The organism is Planktothrix pseudagardhii, assembly GCF_904830925.1.
GTDB lineage: Bacteria > Cyanobacteriota > Cyanobacteriia > Cyanobacteriales > Microcoleaceae > Planktothrix > Planktothrix tepida.
In genome coordinates, this window is record NZ_LR882967.1 from 4363858 (window position 1) to 4380228 (window position 16371).

Below are 16371 nucleotides of genomic sequence, written 5' to 3' on the forward strand. Positions count from 1 at the left end.
GACTTCTGACAACTGATTACTGATAACTGACAACTGATTACTGATAACTGACAACTGATTACTGATTGAGGTCGTCCTTCATGGTCGTTAGTCGAGACAAAGCGCCAACTGCACAGGAAACCTTCTTGCAGATGGCACAAGCTGCTGGTCTAAGAGGTCGGATTTTAGTCACCATTGGTTTACTCATTCTGGTGCGTGTGGGGGTATTCATCCCCATTCCCGGAATTGATCGGGCCAGTTTTTCTGCGGCAATTCAGAATAGTCCGGTGATTGGATTCCTTGATTTATTTTCTGGAGGCGGACTATCGGCTCTGGGAATTTTTGCACTGGGGATTTTGCCCTATATTAATGCCTCCATCATCATGCAATTGATGACGGCGGCTTTACCCAGTCTCGAAGATTTACAAAAAAATGAGGGAGAAGCCGGACGCCGGAAGATTTCTCAAATTACTCGTTATGTCGCTTTAGGGTGGGCCCTGTTACAAAGTGTGGGGATTGCCATTTGGATTAATCCCTTTGCGGATAATCCCGGCATCCTATTCCAAGTTCAAGTGGTTCTTGCCCTGGCAGCCGGATCAATGTTTGTCATGTGGCTCTCGGAACTAATTACTGAACGCGGCATTGGCAACGGTGCTTCTTTACTGATTTTTCTGGGCATTGTGGCCGTATTACCGACATCCCTCGGTAATACCTTTGAGTTAGCTCAAAGCGGAGATCAGGCGATTGTGGGTCGGGTGATTCTGCTGTTAATCGTTTTTCTAGCGATGATCGTGGGGATTGTGTTTGTTCAGGAAGGAACACGACGAATTCCGATCGTTTCTGCTCGTCGCCAAGTCGGTCGTAAATTATACCGAGAAAAAACCAGCTATCTGCCTCTGCGCTTAAATCAAGGCGGGGTGATGCCGATTATTTTTGCCTCGGCGGTTTTGGTCTTACCGGCTTCCCTGGCTCAATTTACAAACAATCCGATTCTGGTTAACATAGCAACCGCTTTAACGCCAAGTGGTTCCCCTTGGCTCTATGCCATTTTCTATTTATTCCTGATTGTGTTCTTTAGCTATTTCTATGCTTCATTAATTATGAATCCTATAGATATGGCACAGAACCTTAAGAAAATGGGAGCTAGTGTTCCGGGTATTCGTCCAGGTCGCGCTACCAGTGAGTATATTGAGCGGGTTTTGAATCGCTTGACCTTTTTGGGAGCTATCTTTTTAGGGTTAGTTGCCATTATCCCAACCATCGTTGAGAGTGCTACACGAGTTCCTACTTTCCGGGGCTTTGGCGCCACCTCTCTGCTGATTTTGGTGGGGGTAGCCATTGATACGGCTAAACAGGTACAAACCTACGTGATTTCTCAACGATATGAAGGAATGGTGAAACGATAGTGCACTTGATTTTTCTAGGCCCTCCAGGGTCGGGAAAGGGGACTCAAGCAGGCCAGATTTCTGCCAAGTTTACAGTGCCTCATATCTCGACCGGTGAAATTTTACGCACTCATGTCAGTCAAGAAACTGATCTGGGTCAAAAAGCTAAGGATTATATGGATCAAGGGGAATTAGTCCCTGATGATTTGATCTTGGATATGGTTGTCCATCGTCTTGAACAATCTGATGCTCAAAACGGTTGGATCTTAGATGGGTTTCCCCGAAACATTTCTCAAGCGGACTTCGTGGCAACCACAATTATCCCGGCTGACAGTCACCCGAAAGAATTAGTCAGAGAGCTTCGAGTGATTAACTTAGATGTTCCTGATGATATTCTGGTACAGCGATTGTTAGCCCGAGGACGTCAGGATGATCATGAGGAAATCATTCGTCACCGCTTGCAAGTGTATCGGGAACAAACGGCTCCCTTAATTGATTATTATCAGGATCGAGATCAGCTTTATCACATCGATGGAAACCGTTCTATTGATGAAGTGACTGAGGATTTGAGCCAGATTGTTTCTGCTTAGGAGATTTCCGGGTTCTTGAAGTGTAAACTTTTTCCCGAAGTTTTCCAGCAGCCAGATGGATCGAAGAGCAACTCTTTGGACTAAAGTTCCTCCTACCTTACGAGTCAACATCTCCCCTCAGCCGTTGGTTTACCCTAGATTTCCCCAGGAATTGAAGGAAAGAGATTGACAAAAAACAGAGATTACGCTCAATTTTTTGATAAAATCTGTTAAGAAATGCGTTTGAACTCGAATTTCTAAACGTCGTCAGAGGAGCAAATCTCGGTCTTCTGTTGATCGAGGGGACAGATTGTTGAATTGAGGTAAAAATAACTTGGCTAAACAAGATCTCATTGAAATGGAAGGGACAGTCACTGAATCCCTTCCTAATGCTATGTTTCGCGTAGACTTGGATAATGGGTTTAATGTCTTGGCGCACATTTCGGGCAAAATTCGTCGGAATTACATTAAGATTTTGCCGGGAGATCGCGTCAAAGTAGAATTAACCCCCTATGACCTAACCAAAGGCAGAATCACCTATCGTCTACGCAAAAAATAGATTGAAATCTTATCCCTTAGCCTTTGGGGTAAGGGTTAGACTAGATAAAAATCAGGTTTTCAGTGATATAATAATAAATTTGTTGTAGTGTCGCCCAAATTGGCATGAAAGTTCGAGCATCAGTCCGCAAAATTTGTGAAAAGTGTCGCGTCATTCGCCGTCGAGGACGAGTGATGGTGATTTGTTCTAACCCCAAGCATAAGCAACGCCAAGGCTAACACCCTGGGTGATTCGGCGAGGACTGGCTCTGGGTCTTCCTGAACACAGGAAAACGAAACAGACTCAAGATTTCAAACTGCTGCGATTCACGCCTAGCTTTGAACCCGCCTAGATCCTGGTTAAGTCTTTAAGGAGTAGCTACAATTATGCTCCTTCCCACGCGAAAGAGTGTGCAGTATCCATCTAAACCGTAGCTTCAACTTGCATTCAGGGCTCAAGCCCTTCAGCCGATTGGGGATCAATTAATTGCCTATCATTCTACTGCATGATTTAGGCATTGTTGTGATTGTACATTTTAAAGGGAGACGTTCATTGTGGCACGGATAGCCGGAGTAGACCTTCCACGGGATAAACGTGTTGAAATCGGTCTGACTTACATTTATGGAATTGGACTTTCACGGTCTCAACAAATCATCAAAGACACGGGTGTCAATCCTGATATCCGCGTTAAAGATTTGAGTGATGCTGATGTTGCAGCCCTACGCGCCGCCGTTCAACTGTATCAGGTGGAAGGGGATCTGCGACGGATGGAGGCGATGAATATTAAACGCCTCATGGATATTGGTACCTATCGGGGGCGTCGTCATCGTCTAGGTCTGCCTGTGCGCGGTCAACGCACACGGACAAATGCTAGAACCCGTCGAGGCGTTCGCCGTACCGTTGCGGGCAAGAAAAAAGCAGCCGCTAAGAAATAATTAGGCAGGGCGTTTCCAACGACAGAAACTGCTGATTAAACTCCAGCAGCGTTCTGAATTCACAGAACAAGAAAATCGTAAACGAGATTACTATGGCGCGACAAACGAAAAAAACAGGGCCTAAAAAGCAAAAACGTAACGTCCCCAATGGGGTAGCCTACATCCAATCCACCTTTAACAATACGATTGTAACGATTACTGACCCTAATGGAGAGGTCATTTCTTGGGCCTCTGCCGGGTCTACAGGATTTAAAGGGGCTAAAAAGGGGACTCCTTTCGCTGCACAAACCGCAGCAGAAAACGCGGGACGCCGAGCCAATGATCAGGGAATGCGTCAGATTGAAGTCATGGTCAGTGGCCCGGGTGCGGGTCGGGAAACCGCGATTCGCGCGTTGCAAGGGGCTGGTTTAGAAATTACCCTGATTCGAGACATTACTCCAATTCCCCATAATGGTTGCCGTCCCCCCAAACGACGTCGAGTTTAAGTGCAGTTGTGCAAAGCTGTACAGGTGCACGTGGGTCGCGTCTCTACTAGCAAGAATGAACCAAAACGCTTAGTTTCATTCTTTGCCTTATACTGTCAATTCATTTTGGGGTTCAATGGAGAAGGGAGGTCCATCGGTGGCGCAGTTTAAGATTGAGTGTATTGAATCGAACACTGATACAGACCGGAGTCAGTACGGAAAATTTGTCTTGGAACCTTTAGAACGGGGTCAAGGGACAACGGTTGGTAATGCCCTAAGACGGGTTTTACTCTCGAACTTAGAAGGATCAGCGATTACATCAGTCAGGGTTGCTGGTGTTAATCATGAGTTCGCAACGATTACAGGGGTTAGGGAAGATGTTTTGGAAATTCTGCTCAACCTCAAAGAAGTTGTTCTCAAAAGCTATACCCATCAAAAACAAATCGGTCGCTTACTTGTCCAAGGCCCAGCGACGGTAACCGCAGGTCATTTTGATTTACCGTCCGAGGTTGAGGTAGTAGACAAAAACCAATATATCGCTACCCTGGCTCCTGGAGCAACCTTGGAAATGGAATTCCAAGTTGAGAAAGGAACGGGATATCGGGCTGTTGAGCGCAGCCGGGATGAGGCAACGGCTTTGGATTTTCTCCAAATCGATGCCGTGTTTATGCCTGTGCGAAAAGTAAATTACACCGTTGAGGATGCACGGGTCGGGGGGTCTTTAGAAAAAGACCGACTGATCATGGAAATTTGGACAAATGGGAGTTTCTCACCCCAAGAAGCCCTGAGCCAAGCCGCCAATATTCTGGTGGATTTGTTCACCCCGTTGAAAGATATCACGCTGGAATCGATTAAAAGTGACCAGAATGATGATATCGATCCGACCAGCCAAATCCCTATTGAAGAACTTCAGTTGTCGGTTCGGGCTTACAACTGCCTCAAACGCGCTCAAATCAACTCAGTGGCAGACTTACGAGATTATACTCAAGAAGACCTATTAGAAATTAAAAACTTCGGTCAGAAGTCTGCTGAAGAAGTCATCGAGGCGTTACAAAAACGCTTAGGAATTACGCTACCTCAAGAGCGAGCCTCTAAACCGGCGGCTTCATCACCTTGAGAAGCTAGTTTGACCGAATTCAGTAAACAGTAATCAGTAATCAGTAATCAGCCAAAAGAAAATATAACCCTAAACTCTTGCACTGATAACTGATAACTGATAACTGATAACTGATTTAACCCACTCAATCATTTTCTACCTTAAGGTAATTATGCGTCATCGTTGTCGTGTTCCCCAATTGGGCAAACCTGCGGATCAGCGTAAAGCACTGTTGCGATCGCTGGCAACCGAACTTATTCGTCATGGTCGAATCACCACCACGAAAGCTAGAGCGAAAGCGGTACAATCAGAAGCAGAAAAAATGATTACCCTGGCCAAAGACGGCTCCTTAGGAGCCCGTCGCCAAGCCATGGGGTATATCTATGACAAACAACTGGTTCATGCCTTATTTGAGGGAGCCCAAGAACGGTATGGTTCGCGCAATGGGGGTTACACCCGTGTTGTTAGAACCGTAAGCCGTCGGGGAGATAATTCACAAATGGCAATTATTGAATTGGTGTAGGAACCCTGAGTGCTGTTGACGATTGGCGGTTGGCGGTTAATGGTCAACGGTTAAGCCTGGGGTTAATCCCTCCATTGCATAACAAATAATGGATCAACAGCGTATTGCCTTAGTGATTCAGTATCAGGGAACTCACTTTCAAGGTTGGCAACGACAACCGAATCAACGGACAGTACAGCAGGAAATTGAAACCGCGATTGCGACGGTAACTCAAACTCCCGTGACACTGCACGCAGCGGGTCGCACGGATACGGGGGTTCATGCGGCAGCCCAAGTGGCGCACTTTGATGCACCCAGCCATATCCCAGCTTATCGTTGGGCGACCATTCTCAACAATCGCTTATCTGAGGATGTGTTGATTCGGTCATCAGCTTCTGTTCCCTCCGCTTGGCACGCTCGCTTTTCCGCCAAATGGCGTCGATATCGGTACACCCTCTATACAGATCCTCGACCCAACTTATTTGTCCGTCCTTTCACTTGGCATTACTACCATCATCCTTTGGATGAACAGTTAATCCAATCCGCCTTAGAGCAATTACTGGGATATCACCATTTATCGGCTTTTCAACGGAGTGGCACATCCCGCCCCCATGCTTGGGTAGACATACAATTTGTCAGTTGTCAACGCCAAGAACCCTTCATCCATATTGAAGTGCAAGCCAGTGGATTTTTATATGGAATGATGCGGCTGTTAGTCGGGTTGCTGGTACAGGTTGGAAACGGGGAACGCTCCTTAGAGGAGTTTCGAGACATCTGGGTTCAAGAACGCCGAGAAGTCGTTAAATATGCAGCCCCAGCCCAAGGGCTTTGTTTATTGCGAGTTGGTTATCCAGAGTTTCCCTTTGATCAGGCTATTTGGTTTGATACTTTTCCTAAATTTGTTGTGGGTTGATGGTTGATGTTCCAACAGAGACCTGACACCCCAGTTAACGGGCAAGATGCCTGTTCCACACAACCGATTTATTCTTAAACTTAAGGACAATCAAGAATGACCACAAAAACCTTCCTTCCTTCAGAAACATCCCTAGAACCGAAATGGTATGTCATTGATGCGGCTGACCAACGTTTAGGTCGTTTAGCCAGCGAAGTCGCCCGCATTATTCGGGGAAAAAATAAACCCATTTACACCCCTCACTTAGATACGGGTGACTTTGTGATTATTGTAAATGCGGAAAAAGTTCAAGTGACGGGTAAAAAACGGACTCAAAAACTGTATCGCCGTCACTCCGGTAGACCGGGGGGCATGAAAACCGAAACCTTTGATAAATTGCAAGCCCGGATACCCGAACGAATTATTGAGAAAGCCGTTAAAGGGATGTTACCCAAAAATACCTTGGGGCGGAACCTGTTTACTAAACTAAAAGTATATGCAGGGCCGGATCATCCTCATCAAGCTCAAAAACCCGAAACTTTAACAATTAATACAATTCCAACAGGAGGTAATTAATGCAAGCAACCGATACTGGCCGTGCTGTTTATTGGGGAACGGGCCGTCGTAAATGTTCTGTGGCAAGAGTTCGTCTGGTTCCTGGCACAGGCAAATTGACGATTAATGGTAAAGAGGGCGATTTGTATTTGCAATACAACATGGGCTATCTGTCTGCGGCTAAAGCTCCCCTGGACACCCTGGGACTGGAAAATGAATATGATATTTTGGTCAGTGTCAAGGGTGGGGGTTTAACCGGCCAAGCCGAGTCTATCCGTTTAGGGGTAGCCCGTGCCTTATGTGAACTTAGCCCGGATAACCGCAAACCGCTTAAAACCGAGGGTTACTTAACTCGTGACCCCCGTGCTACAGAGCGGAAAAAATATGGTTTACGCAAAGCGCGTAAAGCTCCTCAATACTCCAAACGGTAAACCGAGACAAGGTTTACGCCCCTTGGGGAACAGAATCCCCGTTAAAATTGTAATTGAACACTTTGTAAATTTAGAACATTACTCGCCATGCCTAAACCTGGTATTCATCCCGAATGGTATCCAGAGGCTGAAGTTTATTGCAACGGTGAATTAGTCACAACCGTTGGTTCTACTCAGCCTCGGCTTTATGTTGATGTGTGGTCAGGAAATCATCCTTTCTACACTGGAACTCAGAAACTCTTAGATACGGAAGGACGTGTTGAGCGCTTCCTTCGGAAGTACGGCATGATGGATGATAAGCAAGCCCAAAAATAGCGAGGTTGTCGTTTGTCTGTCGTCTGTTGTCTGTAGTTTTCTCTACTGACAACTGACTTTTTCCGTTTTGGCAGGGCATTCGGTGCTGATTTCAAGTTGGACTCAGCCCTCCCCCAGCCTTTGATTTGATTGAGAGGTTCAATGCCTCTGACAACTGACAACTGACAACTGACAACTGACAAAGGACAACCTTATGGCTGATGCTTATCTTGTTGATAAACTTAAATCCATTGAACAAACTTTCAATGAGTTGACCCTGCGTTTAGCTGATCCTGATATTGCCACCGACCCGGATGAATTTCAACGGGTTGCTAAAGCTCGCTCCTCAATGGAAGAAATTGTGGTCGCGTATCAAGATTGGAAAACCGCTCAAGAACAACTCCTGGGCGCTCGTCAAGTTATGAAGGAAGCTGGAGAAGACCCGGAAATGCGGGAAATGGCTTCTCTGGAAGTGGCAGAGTTGGAAACCCAAATTAACCAACTGGAAATTCTACTCAAAATCCTGTTACTACCCCGTGACCCCAATGATGAGAAAAACATCATGTTGGAAATTCGGGCTGGAACCGGAGGAGAAGAAGCCAGTATTTGGGCTGGGGATTTAGTGCGAATGTATACCCGATATGCGGAAAGCCAACGCTGGCGGGTGAGTATGGTGAGCGAATCTCTGGCGGATATGGGTGGCTTTAAGGAAGCGATTTTAGAAATCCAAGGGGATAGCGTTTATAGCAAACTCAAGTTTGAAGCAGGCGTTCACCGGGTTCAGCGTGTTCCGGTAACGGAAGCTGGTGGTCGGGTTCATACTTCTACTGCGACGGTGGCGGTGATGCCAGAAGTGGATGAAGTGGACGTCGAAATTGATCCCAAGGATATTGAGATGACAACGGCTCGTTCCGGGGGTGCGGGGGGTCAAAACGTGAACAAGGTGGAAACGGCGGTTGACCTGTTCCATAAACCCACGGGAATTCGGATTTTCTGTACCGAAGAGCGCAGTCAATTACAAAACCGGGAACGGGCGATGCAAATTTTACGCGCGAAGTTGTACGAAGCAAAACTGCGGGAACAACAGGAGGCTGTAACGTCGATGCGTCGTTCCCAGGTAGGAACGGGGTCACGTTCTGAGAAAATCCGTACTTATAACTATAAAGACAATCGCGTGACTGATCATCGCTTAGGTGAAAATTTTCCTCTGGCTACAATTTTGGAGGGAAATTTAGAAAATGTACTGGGTGCCTGTATTGCTAAAGATCAAGAGGAACGGTTAGCTGAATTAGCAAACTCCACATCTAATCCCGTTTCAGTGTAATTCAAGGGGTTTTGGCTTTACTGTTGAGATCATGTTCTCCCAGAGTCAGTCCTAATTGCAGCAAGTGCGAGAACTCATCGGAGTCTCGCCTTTTTTTGACATTAAGCACCACTCATATTCAATATTTTCTCCCTAGAACCTATTTTTGGGGGTAAATGCAGTCCTCTTGCGCGCTTTAAGATAGAATTGAAGTTACAATTAATGGTTATCCTAAACTCCAAATTTTATCTAATTTTATTTTTAGTTTCCTAGAGATCAAGATATGCCGCAAAGCAAACTGAAACTCATGGTGGTTGATGATGAGCGAGATAATCTCGATCTGCTCTATCGAACATTTAGGCGGGAATTTCAGGTATTTAGAGCCGATAGTCCTTCTAGTGCTATGAATATTCTCGATACAGAAGGAGAAATGGCGGTGATTATTTCTGATCAAAGTATGCCTGAAATGACGGGAATCCAGTTTTTTACCCTGGTCACTGACCGTTTCCCTGATACAATTAGGGTTCTACTAACGGGTTATTCTGAAGATGCTTTAGAGTTGGATTCGGAAACGATAACATCAACTTTGATTTTTAAATGTATTACAAAGCCCTGGGAGCCTGAAGCATTTAAAGCCATTATTCAAAAGGCAGTAGAAACTTATAAAGCCAGCAAGGAGAGAGATGATAATAAAACTTAAAGGGTTAAACTAGATAGAAAATAAATAGATTATTTTTTAATTTAAAGTTTGGCTTTAATAAAATAACAATTATACTCAAGGAAATTAAAATGTTACGACTTGAACATATCAGTAAAATTTATTCTACAGGTTTAGTTCTTAAAGATATTAATTGGGAAGTAAAACCGGGCGATCGCGTGGGTTTAGTTGGGGTGAATGGGGCGGGAAAATCAACTCAATTAAAAATTATTGCGGGGGAAATGGAACCGACTTCTGGGGAAATTATTCGTCCAGCAAGTTTAAAAATTGCCTATTTAACCCAAGAATTTGAAGTTAATCCCACTCATACGGTTCGGGAAGAGTTTTGGACAGTTTTTGAAGCTGCAAATCAGATTCATGAATCTTTGACACAGGTACAACATGAAATGCAAACAGCAACTCCAGAGGAGTTAGATCGATTAATTAAAAAATTAGATCGTTTACATCGAGAATTGGAAGCCATTGGCGGGTATACATTGGAGTCTCAAATTGAGAAAATATTACCGGAAATGGGGTTTGATTCAGAAGATGGCGATCGCTTAGTTAGTGCCTTTAGTGGCGGTTGGCAAATGCGAATGAGTTTAGGAAAAATTTTACTTCAAGAACCGGATTTATTATTATTAGATGAACCGACCAACCATTTAGATTTAGAAACAATTGAATGGTTAGAAACCTATCTCAAAGGCTTAACAACGCCGATGGTAATTGTTTCCCATGACCGAGAATTTTTAGATCGTCTTTGTACTCAAATTGTGGAAACAGAACAGGGAGTTTCTAAAACCTATTTAGGGAATTATTCAGCTTATTTACAACAAAAAGAAGAAGCGGAATTAGCTCAATTAAGTGCCTATGAACGGCAGCAAAAAGAGTTAGAAAAACAACAGGCTTTTATTGAACGATTTCGAGCTAGTGCCACCCGCAGTACCCAAGCAAAAAGCCGTGAAAAACAACTGGATAAAATAGAACGAATTGAAGCTCCTACGTCCTATTCCCCCACCTTAAAATTCCGGTTTCCGTCGGCGGTGAGAAGTGGTCGAGAAGTGGTAAATATTAAAGATTTAACTCATTTTTATGATGAAAAAATCTTATTTTTAGGGACAGAATTATTAGTTGAACGGGGCGATCGCATTGCCTTTTTAGGGCCGAATGGGTGTGGAAAATCGACCTTACTGCGTTTAATTATGGGGTTAGAAGCACCCACAGAAGGCACTGTTAGTTTAGGGGAACATAATGTTATTCCGGGCTATTTTGAACAGAATCAAGCGGAAGCTTTGGATTTAGAAAAAACGGTTATGGAAACCATTCATGATGAAGTTCCTGAGTGGAAAAATGAAGAAGTTCGGACTTTATTAGGACGGTTTTTATTTAGCGGAGATACGGTTTTTAAACAAGTTGGGGCGTTAAGTGGAGGGGAAAAAGCGCGTTTAGCTTTAGCGAAATTATTACTGCAACCGGTGAATTGCTTAATTTTAGATGAACCCACAAACCATTTAGATATTCCGGCGAAGGAAATGTTGGAGGAAGCTTTACAACATTATGAGGGTACGGTTTTAATTGTTTCCCATGACCGTTATTTTATTTCTCGTGTTGCTAATAAAATTGTTGAGATTCGAGATGGAGAGTTTCGGGTTTATTTAGGGGATTATCATTATTATCTCGATAAACTGGAAGAAGAAAAAGAACAAGCCCGTTTAGCTAAATTGGAAGCGGAGAAAGCCACTAAAAAAGCAGCGAAAGATGCAAAGAAAAAAGCTAAGGCTAAAGGGAAATGATGACTCTCCAAAATTGAAGAAACAATGCAGGAATGGGGACAAAAACATGAGTGTAACTTTTCCAATTCAAGCGATTAAACTCACTCCGGGTAGCCAGATTACTATTTCTAACCTATCTTGGCAAGATTTTGAACAAATTTTGATCGATTTGGGAGAAAAACGCAGTAGTCGTGTTGCTTACTACCGAGGAACCTTAGAAATTATGTCTCCTTTGGCACGACCTGATCGTCCCCACCGGATTATCGGTTATATTCTAACAACAATTCTTGATATTCAAGGACGAGATTGGGAGGATTTTGGTTCAACGACGCTCAAACGTCCACCCCTGGCTGGAATAGAACCGGATACTTGCTTTTATATTGAAAATGCTCAACGGGTGCAAGGTTGTACTCATTTAGATTTAAAACAATATCCACCGCCAGACTTAGCAATAGAAGCAGATGTTACTTCTAAAACAACATTAGAAGCCTACGAAGCTATCGGAGTTCCTGAAGTTTGGATTTATGAAAATCAACAGTTAAAAATTTATTTGCTTTGTGATCAAAGCTATACTGAAACGGTTAATAGTCGGATTTTTCCTGAGTTATCCCTAACAGAAATTATTCCCCAACTGGTACCAAAAGCAATTGATTTAGGAACAAGCAAAATGTTACGCGACCTTAGAACTTCTCCCCCTAGCCGCCTCTCCTAAAAGGCAATGGGTTGGGGTGAGGTCAAAACTAATATGGAGGTGAAACGTAATGTCTCAGCAATATTCAATTGAACAAATACCTGTTAACCTGAATAAAATTATTCAGGAAGTCGAACAAGGTGAACCCATTGAAATTACACGCCAAGGTCAACAAATTGCCGTTATTCTTTCCACAACAGAATATGAACGATTAGTCAATAAAGCTCCTGGTTTCTGGGAATCTCTTCAACAATTTCGCCAAGAAATGATCGAAGAAGGCATCGAAATTGACCCCGATGAAGTGTGGAAAAATGTCCGCGACAAGTCCCCTGGACGTGAGGTGAACCTGTGAACCGCTTCTTACTTGATACTAACATTATATCTGAACCCTTAAAACTGAAACCCAATCCAGTTATCATCTCCAGGTTGCAACAATATCAGGAGGAAGTTTCTATTGCTACCGTTACTTGGCACGAATTAGTTTTCGGTTGCTATCGTTTACCTATTTCTAAAAGAAGAGAGAGAATTGAACAGTATCTTCACGAAATAATCGAGCCGAATATTCCAATTCTTTCATATAATGTCGCAGCGGCTGAGTGGTTTGCTTTAGAAAGAGCGAGACTGACAGCAAACGGTAAACCTCCTGCTTATGCAGATGGACAAATCGCCGCAACTGCACAGGTTAATAATCTTACCCTGATCACTAATAACGTTTCAGACTATGCTAATTTTCAAAACTTAAGAGTAGAGAACTGGTTTGTGGTCTGACTCACAAAAAAATCAAATTTTCGCTAATCAGTTGATTTCTGCTCATCTTTCAATTAATTCTTGAGTGTATCCCTTATTTTCCTTAATTTAGCTAGAACGTCTTTTTCTAAACCTGTAGACCAACGATATTTATCGCTTTTATGCTGGTATATGCTAACCTTTTCCTTAAGGTTTTCTATATATTCTATCAGTTCTACCAAATCTTTTTGAGTTTTAACACCCCTAACAATACTAGCAGTCTTTAGATAATAATTCCCGATTACATCTGCTTCTTCTTTTGAGGCATGATGATCTCGATGGTAGTGGCGAATCTTACCATTCATTTATTCAAAATAAGAGGCTATACTTCTGACAAGAGCAAAATCTAATTCATCTAGTTTTTTAGTTTCATAATTAATTTTTTCCTGAACTGATTTAGGAGGAGTATCTGGTTCAGAAATAGAAGCAGAGGTTTGAATTGGATCAGAATTTTTAGATTCAGCATTACTCAAGATATACTCTAGCGTTTTTACACAATCCAGGAAAGATGAGATATTGCGGGCAATTACCTGTTTTGTTTGAGTATTGATGATCGCATACCCAGAACCTTCATTGACTACAGCATATTGCCCTTGTACTGTCACATAAGCGTTTGTGTCTATTCTTTTGATGTCACTCATTTGGGATTGGGGAAACTAAAAAGACAACTTTTTTGTATTATACCCTCATTGAAACATAAATTTGCATAACCCTTTTGTTTGGGCTTAAAATTGATCTTGCTTATATTAAGAATTGTTGCAAATTAAAAAAAAATAAGAATTTTTGAACAACACAGAAAAGGTCACTGTATCTTAAACAATATCCAGGGTTGAACAACCGACCCTGATTAAAAAACTAAAATTGAAACAGAGCTTAATAATGATTAATACTGTAACACCAGTTTCTCAAGGGACTGGCGTTGTCTTAAAAGCACCTTTATCGGGATATATTCTCCCCCTTGAACAAGTTCCTGACCCGGTATTTGCTCAAAAAATGGTTGGGGATGGGATTTCAATTGACCCGGTGAGTCAAGTTTTAATTGCTCCTTGTGATGGGGAAGTTATACAACTCCATCCCTCCCATCATGCTGTCACTCTCAAAACAGCCGAGGGGTTAGAAGTCTTGATGCACATTGGTTTAGATACCGTAACATTGCGGGGTGAGGGGTTTAAGCCTAAAGTAAAAATGGGCGATCGCATTCAAACCGGTGATCCCTTAATTGAATTTGATATTGATTATGTTGCCCTTCATGCTAAAAGTTTGCTCACTCAAATTGTAATTACAAATAGTGAGGAAGTGGCAAATTTTCAGGCGAATTCTGGCACTGTTATTGCTGGCGAAACGGTGATTTTAAAACTCATTTTGTCCACAACCGTTAAAAAGCAGACTCCTACTTCTAATCAGACCATTACTTCCGATGAAATTATTATTCCTAATCCCACAGGATTACACGCTAGACCTTCGGCTGTCTTAGCCAATTTAGCCAAAAAATATCAATCGAAAATTCGGTTACAACGGGGCGATCAAGACGCCAATATTCGCAGCGTTGTTGGGTTAATGGGGTTAGAAGTTAATCACGGAGATCGGGTGGTTTTAGTCGCCCAAGGGCTAGATGCAGCAGAAGCGATCGCCGAACTCTGCGATGCCATCCGTTCCGGTTTAGGAGAAGAAGGAACAGTCCCCATTGCTGCACCTGCGAGTGTTGCTCAAGGGGACATCTCAGCACCGCCTCCCCGTCGCCGTTCTGATGATCCCAATCTAATTTTAGGGGTAGCAGCATCCTCCGGGGTAGCTGTCGGTCAGACGTTCCGAGTTCGGGAACAGGAGATTGAGGTGAAAGAACGGGGCGAAAACCCCAATTCAGAACGGCGTAAACTAGAAGCCGCCATTAAACAAGCCCAATTAGAGGTAGAAGCGTTACGCGCTAATGTACATGGACAAGGTGATCCGAGTAAATCGGCGATTTTTGCCGCTCATCAAGAATTATTAGAAGATCCCGAATTAATTGATATTGCAACCAGTACCATTGATAAGGGAAAAAGTGCCGCTTTTGCCTGGAAACAAACCTTTACCAATAGTGCAGAACAATTAGCAAAATTACAAAATGAATTGTTATCTCAACGGGCAAATGATGTCCGAGATGTGGGACAACGGGTACTCAGAATTCTTACAGGAGTCAATTCAACCGGGCCTATTTATCCCGATAATACTATCTTGATTGCTGAAGATTTAACACCTTCAGATATGGCAACGTTAGATCGATCTAAAGTGATTGGATTTTGTACTGTTGCGGGGGGAGCGACTTCTCACGTTGCGATTTTAGCTCGTTCAATGGGAATTCCAGCGATCGCAGGAACGGAACCCCAAGTGTTAGATTTACCTGATGGAACTTGGGTGATTTTAGATGGCAATAAAGGAACGTTGCAGCTAAACCCAACTTCCGCAGAAATGGAAGAGGTGAAAACCTTACAAATTGAAATTGCTAAAAAGCGAGAACAGGATGTAGCTAATGCGATGAAACCCGCCATCACAACGGATGGGTATCGAATGGAAATTGTGGCAAATATTGGCAACCAACTAGATGCAGAAACTGCCGTTCAATTAGGCGGAGAAGGGGTGGGTTTATTGCGAACCGAATTTATTTTTATGGATCGCTCATCGGCTCCCACAGAAGACGAACAAACCGAGATTTATAGCAGTATTGCTGAAGTTTTAGGAAAGGAAAGACCGTTAATTATTCGGACGTTAGATGTTGGGGGAGATAAACCTTTACCTTATTTACCCATTCCCCATGAAGAAAACCCATTTTTAGGAGAAAGAGGCATTCGAGTTGGGTTTGATCGTCCTGAAATTTTAAGAACCCAGTTAAGAGCCATTCTGAGATCAGCGTCTTCGGGAAATCTGAAAATTATGTTTCCCATGATTGCGAGATTAGAAGAAATAAAAATGGCAAAAGCCATGTTAGAAGAAGAACGAGAAAAGTTAAATGCTCTGGCGGTTTCTGTGGGAATTATGGTAGAAATTCCAGCCGCAGCAATGATGGCTGAACAGTTTGCCCAAGAAGTTGATTTCTTCTCCATTGGAACCAATGATTTAACCCAATATACTTTAGCAATGGATCGAGGACATCCAAAACTTGCTCCTTATGTTGATGGCTTAAATCCCGCTATTTTAAGATTAATTGATTTAACCGTAAAAGGAGCAACTAAACAGGGAAAATGGGTAGGTGTTTGTGGTGGCATAGCCAGTGATCCGCAAGCAATTCCATTATTAATTGGTTTAGGCGTTAAGGAATTAAGTGTCAGTGTTCCCAATATTCCTAGTATTAAGGCACAAATCCGAGAATTAAGTTTAGTTCAATGTCAAGAATTAGCCCAAAAAGCATTAAACGCAGAAACAGGAGCAGATGTTCGGGTGCTTTAATCAGTGTAGAGACGTGCCATGGCGCGTCTGTAGCAGTTATCAGTTATCAGTAACAAATC

21 protein-coding genes are annotated in these 16371 nt (G+C 43.1%); 19 read left to right on the forward strand and 2 right to left on the reverse strand.

Features of this window, described 5'->3' with window-relative positions:
• Positions 1–80: 80 nt before the first annotated feature.
• The 18 genes from secY (at position 81) to NMK36_RS18720 (ending at position 12871) form a co-directional block, all read left to right on the forward strand.
• Positions 81–1385, forward strand: a complete 1305-nt coding sequence (gene secY, locus NMK36_RS18635; protein WP_072719727.1) for a preprotein translocase subunit SecY — start codon at positions 81–83, stop codon at positions 1383–1385.
• Positions 1382–1954 (forward strand): adenylate kinase, encoded by a 573-nt coding sequence (locus tag NMK36_RS18640; protein ID WP_139295069.1) that lies wholly within the window; start codon positions 1382–1384, stop codon positions 1952–1954. The genes secY and NMK36_RS18640 overlap by 4 nt, the downstream gene beginning before the upstream one ends.
• A 313-nt stretch (positions 1955–2267) precedes the next feature.
• A complete protein-coding gene (gene infA / locus NMK36_RS18645; RefSeq protein WP_008191178.1) occupies positions 2268–2492 on the forward strand; it encodes a translation initiation factor IF-1 in 225 nt (74 codons plus the stop codon).
• Positions 2493–2596: 104 nt separating this feature from the next.
• Complete coding sequence (gene rpmJ, locus NMK36_RS18650; RefSeq protein WP_071782548.1) at positions 2597–2710, forward strand: 50S ribosomal protein L36; 114 nt, start codon at positions 2597–2599, stop codon at positions 2708–2710.
• Positions 2711–3025: 315 nt separating this feature from the next.
• A complete protein-coding gene (gene rpsM / locus NMK36_RS18655; protein WP_072719729.1) occupies positions 3026–3406 on the forward strand; it encodes a 30S ribosomal protein S13 in 381 nt (126 codons plus the stop codon).
• Between the two features lie 92 nt (positions 3407–3498).
• Complete coding sequence (rpsK, locus tag NMK36_RS18660; protein ID WP_072719730.1) at positions 3499–3891, forward strand: 30S ribosomal protein S11; 393 nt, start codon at positions 3499–3501, stop codon at positions 3889–3891.
• Positions 3892–4027: 136 nt separating this feature from the next.
• The gene (locus tag NMK36_RS18665) at positions 4028–4987 is read left to right on the forward strand and encodes a DNA-directed RNA polymerase subunit alpha (protein ID WP_186440374.1); all 960 of its coding nucleotides are present in this window, start codon (positions 4028–4030) and stop codon (positions 4985–4987) included.
• A 151-nt stretch (positions 4988–5138) separates the two neighbouring features.
• Complete coding sequence (gene rplQ, locus NMK36_RS18670) at positions 5139–5489, forward strand: 50S ribosomal protein L17 (RefSeq protein WP_254174366.1); 351 nt, start codon at positions 5139–5141, stop codon at positions 5487–5489.
• A gap of 85 nt (positions 5490–5574) precedes the next feature.
• Positions 5575–6381 (forward strand): tRNA pseudouridine(38-40) synthase TruA, encoded by an 807-nt coding sequence (truA, locus tag NMK36_RS18675; RefSeq protein ID WP_072719733.1) that lies wholly within the window; start codon positions 5575–5577, stop codon positions 6379–6381.
• Between the two features lie 96 nt (positions 6382–6477).
• Positions 6478–6936 (forward strand): 50S ribosomal protein L13, encoded by a 459-nt coding sequence (gene rplM / locus NMK36_RS18680; RefSeq protein ID WP_072719734.1) that lies wholly within the window; start codon positions 6478–6480, stop codon positions 6934–6936.
• The gene (rpsI, locus tag NMK36_RS18685; RefSeq protein ID WP_072719735.1) at positions 6936–7346 is read left to right on the forward strand and encodes a 30S ribosomal protein S9; all 411 of its coding nucleotides are present in this window, start codon (positions 6936–6938) and stop codon (positions 7344–7346) included. Before rplM ends, rpsI begins: the two co-directional genes overlap by 1 nt.
• 87 nt (positions 7347–7433) lie before the next feature.
• Entirely contained in the window at positions 7434–7661 is a 228-nt protein-coding gene (gene rpmE / locus NMK36_RS18690) for a 50S ribosomal protein L31 (protein WP_072719736.1), read from the forward strand.
• Between the two features lie 193 nt (positions 7662–7854).
• Positions 7855–8964, forward strand: a complete 1110-nt coding sequence (prfA, locus tag NMK36_RS18695) for a peptide chain release factor 1 (protein ID WP_072719737.1) — start codon at positions 7855–7857, stop codon at positions 8962–8964.
• Between the two features lie 262 nt (positions 8965–9226).
• Positions 9227–9643: a response regulator gene (locus tag NMK36_RS18700; protein WP_072719738.1), complete on the forward strand. Its 417-nt coding sequence runs from the start codon at positions 9227–9229 to the stop codon at positions 9641–9643.
• An 89-nt stretch (positions 9644–9732) separates the two neighbouring features.
• The gene (locus NMK36_RS18705; protein WP_254174367.1) at positions 9733–11433 is read left to right on the forward strand and encodes an ABC-F family ATP-binding cassette domain-containing protein; all 1701 of its coding nucleotides are present in this window, start codon (positions 9733–9735) and stop codon (positions 11431–11433) included.
• 46 nt (positions 11434–11479) lie between these two features.
• Complete coding sequence (locus tag NMK36_RS18710) at positions 11480–12124, forward strand: Uma2 family endonuclease (RefSeq protein WP_254174368.1); 645 nt, start codon at positions 11480–11482, stop codon at positions 12122–12124.
• A 49-nt stretch (positions 12125–12173) separates the two neighbouring features.
• A complete protein-coding gene (locus NMK36_RS18715) occupies positions 12174–12455 on the forward strand; it encodes a type II toxin-antitoxin system Phd/YefM family antitoxin (protein ID WP_072719741.1) in 282 nt (93 codons plus the stop codon).
• Positions 12452–12871 (forward strand): type II toxin-antitoxin system VapC family toxin, encoded by a 420-nt coding sequence (locus tag NMK36_RS18720; protein ID WP_254174369.1) that lies wholly within the window; start codon positions 12452–12454, stop codon positions 12869–12871. Before NMK36_RS18715 ends, NMK36_RS18720 begins: the two co-directional genes overlap by 4 nt.
• Positions 12872–12924: 53 nt before the next feature.
• On the opposite strand, the gene NMK36_RS18725 is transcribed toward NMK36_RS18720, so the two are convergent.
• The gene (locus NMK36_RS18725) at positions 12925–13194 is read right to left on the reverse strand and encodes a hypothetical protein (protein WP_254174370.1); all 270 of its coding nucleotides are present in this window, start codon (positions 13192–13194) and stop codon (positions 12925–12927) included.
• The gene (locus NMK36_RS18730) at positions 13195–13530 is read right to left on the reverse strand and encodes a hypothetical protein (RefSeq protein WP_254174371.1); all 336 of its coding nucleotides are present in this window, start codon (positions 13528–13530) and stop codon (positions 13195–13197) included. It lies immediately after the preceding gene.
• Positions 13531–13768: 238 nt separating this feature from the next.
• Between NMK36_RS18730 and ptsP the strand changes: the two genes are divergently transcribed.
• Positions 13769–16312, forward strand: coding sequence for a phosphoenolpyruvate--protein phosphotransferase (ptsP, locus tag NMK36_RS18735; RefSeq protein ID WP_254174372.1), 2544 nt, complete (start codon positions 13769–13771; stop codon positions 16310–16312).
• Positions 16313–16371: the final 59 nt, after the last annotated feature.

Excerpts from the sequence above, each read along its gene's own strand:
- secY (WP_072719727.1), top strand. The coding sequence starts at position 81 with ATGGTCGTTAGTCGAGACAAAGCGCCAACTGCACAGGAAACCTTCTTG.
- rpmJ (WP_071782548.1), top strand. The coding sequence starts at position 2,597 with ATGAAAGTTCGAGCATCAGTCCGCAAAATTTGTGAAAAGTGTCGCGTC.
- rpsK (WP_072719730.1), top strand. The coding sequence starts at position 3,499 with ATGGCGCGACAAACGAAAAAAACAGGGCCTAAAAAGCAAAAACGTAAC.
- rplQ (WP_254174366.1), top strand. The coding sequence starts at position 5,139 with ATGCGTCATCGTTGTCGTGTTCCCCAATTGGGCAAACCTGCGGATCAG.
- rplM (WP_072719734.1), top strand. The coding sequence starts at position 6,478 with ATGACCACAAAAACCTTCCTTCCTTCAGAAACATCCCTAGAACCGAAA.
- rpsI (WP_072719735.1), top strand. The coding sequence starts at position 6,936 with ATGCAAGCAACCGATACTGGCCGTGCTGTTTATTGGGGAACGGGCCGT.
- rpmE (WP_072719736.1), top strand. The coding sequence starts at position 7,434 with ATGCCTAAACCTGGTATTCATCCCGAATGGTATCCAGAGGCTGAAGTT.
- prfA (WP_072719737.1), top strand. The coding sequence starts at position 7,855 with ATGGCTGATGCTTATCTTGTTGATAAACTTAAATCCATTGAACAAACT.
- NMK36_RS18700 (WP_072719738.1), top strand. The coding sequence starts at position 9,227 with ATGCCGCAAAGCAAACTGAAACTCATGGTGGTTGATGATGAGCGAGAT.
- NMK36_RS18705 (WP_254174367.1), top strand. The coding sequence starts at position 9,733 with ATGTTACGACTTGAACATATCAGTAAAATTTATTCTACAGGTTTAGTT.
- NMK36_RS18710 (WP_254174368.1), top strand. The coding sequence starts at position 11,480 with ATGAGTGTAACTTTTCCAATTCAAGCGATTAAACTCACTCCGGGTAGC.
- NMK36_RS18715 (WP_072719741.1), top strand. The coding sequence starts at position 12,174 with ATGTCTCAGCAATATTCAATTGAACAAATACCTGTTAACCTGAATAAA.
- NMK36_RS18725 (WP_254174370.1), bottom strand. The coding sequence starts at position 13,194 with ATGAATGGTAAGATTCGCCACTACCATCGAGATCATCATGCCTCAAAA.
- NMK36_RS18730 (WP_254174371.1), bottom strand. The coding sequence starts at position 13,530 with ATGAGTGACATCAAAAGAATAGACACAAACGCTTATGTGACAGTACAA.
- ptsP (WP_254174372.1), top strand. The coding sequence starts at position 13,769 with ATGATTAATACTGTAACACCAGTTTCTCAAGGGACTGGCGTTGTCTTA.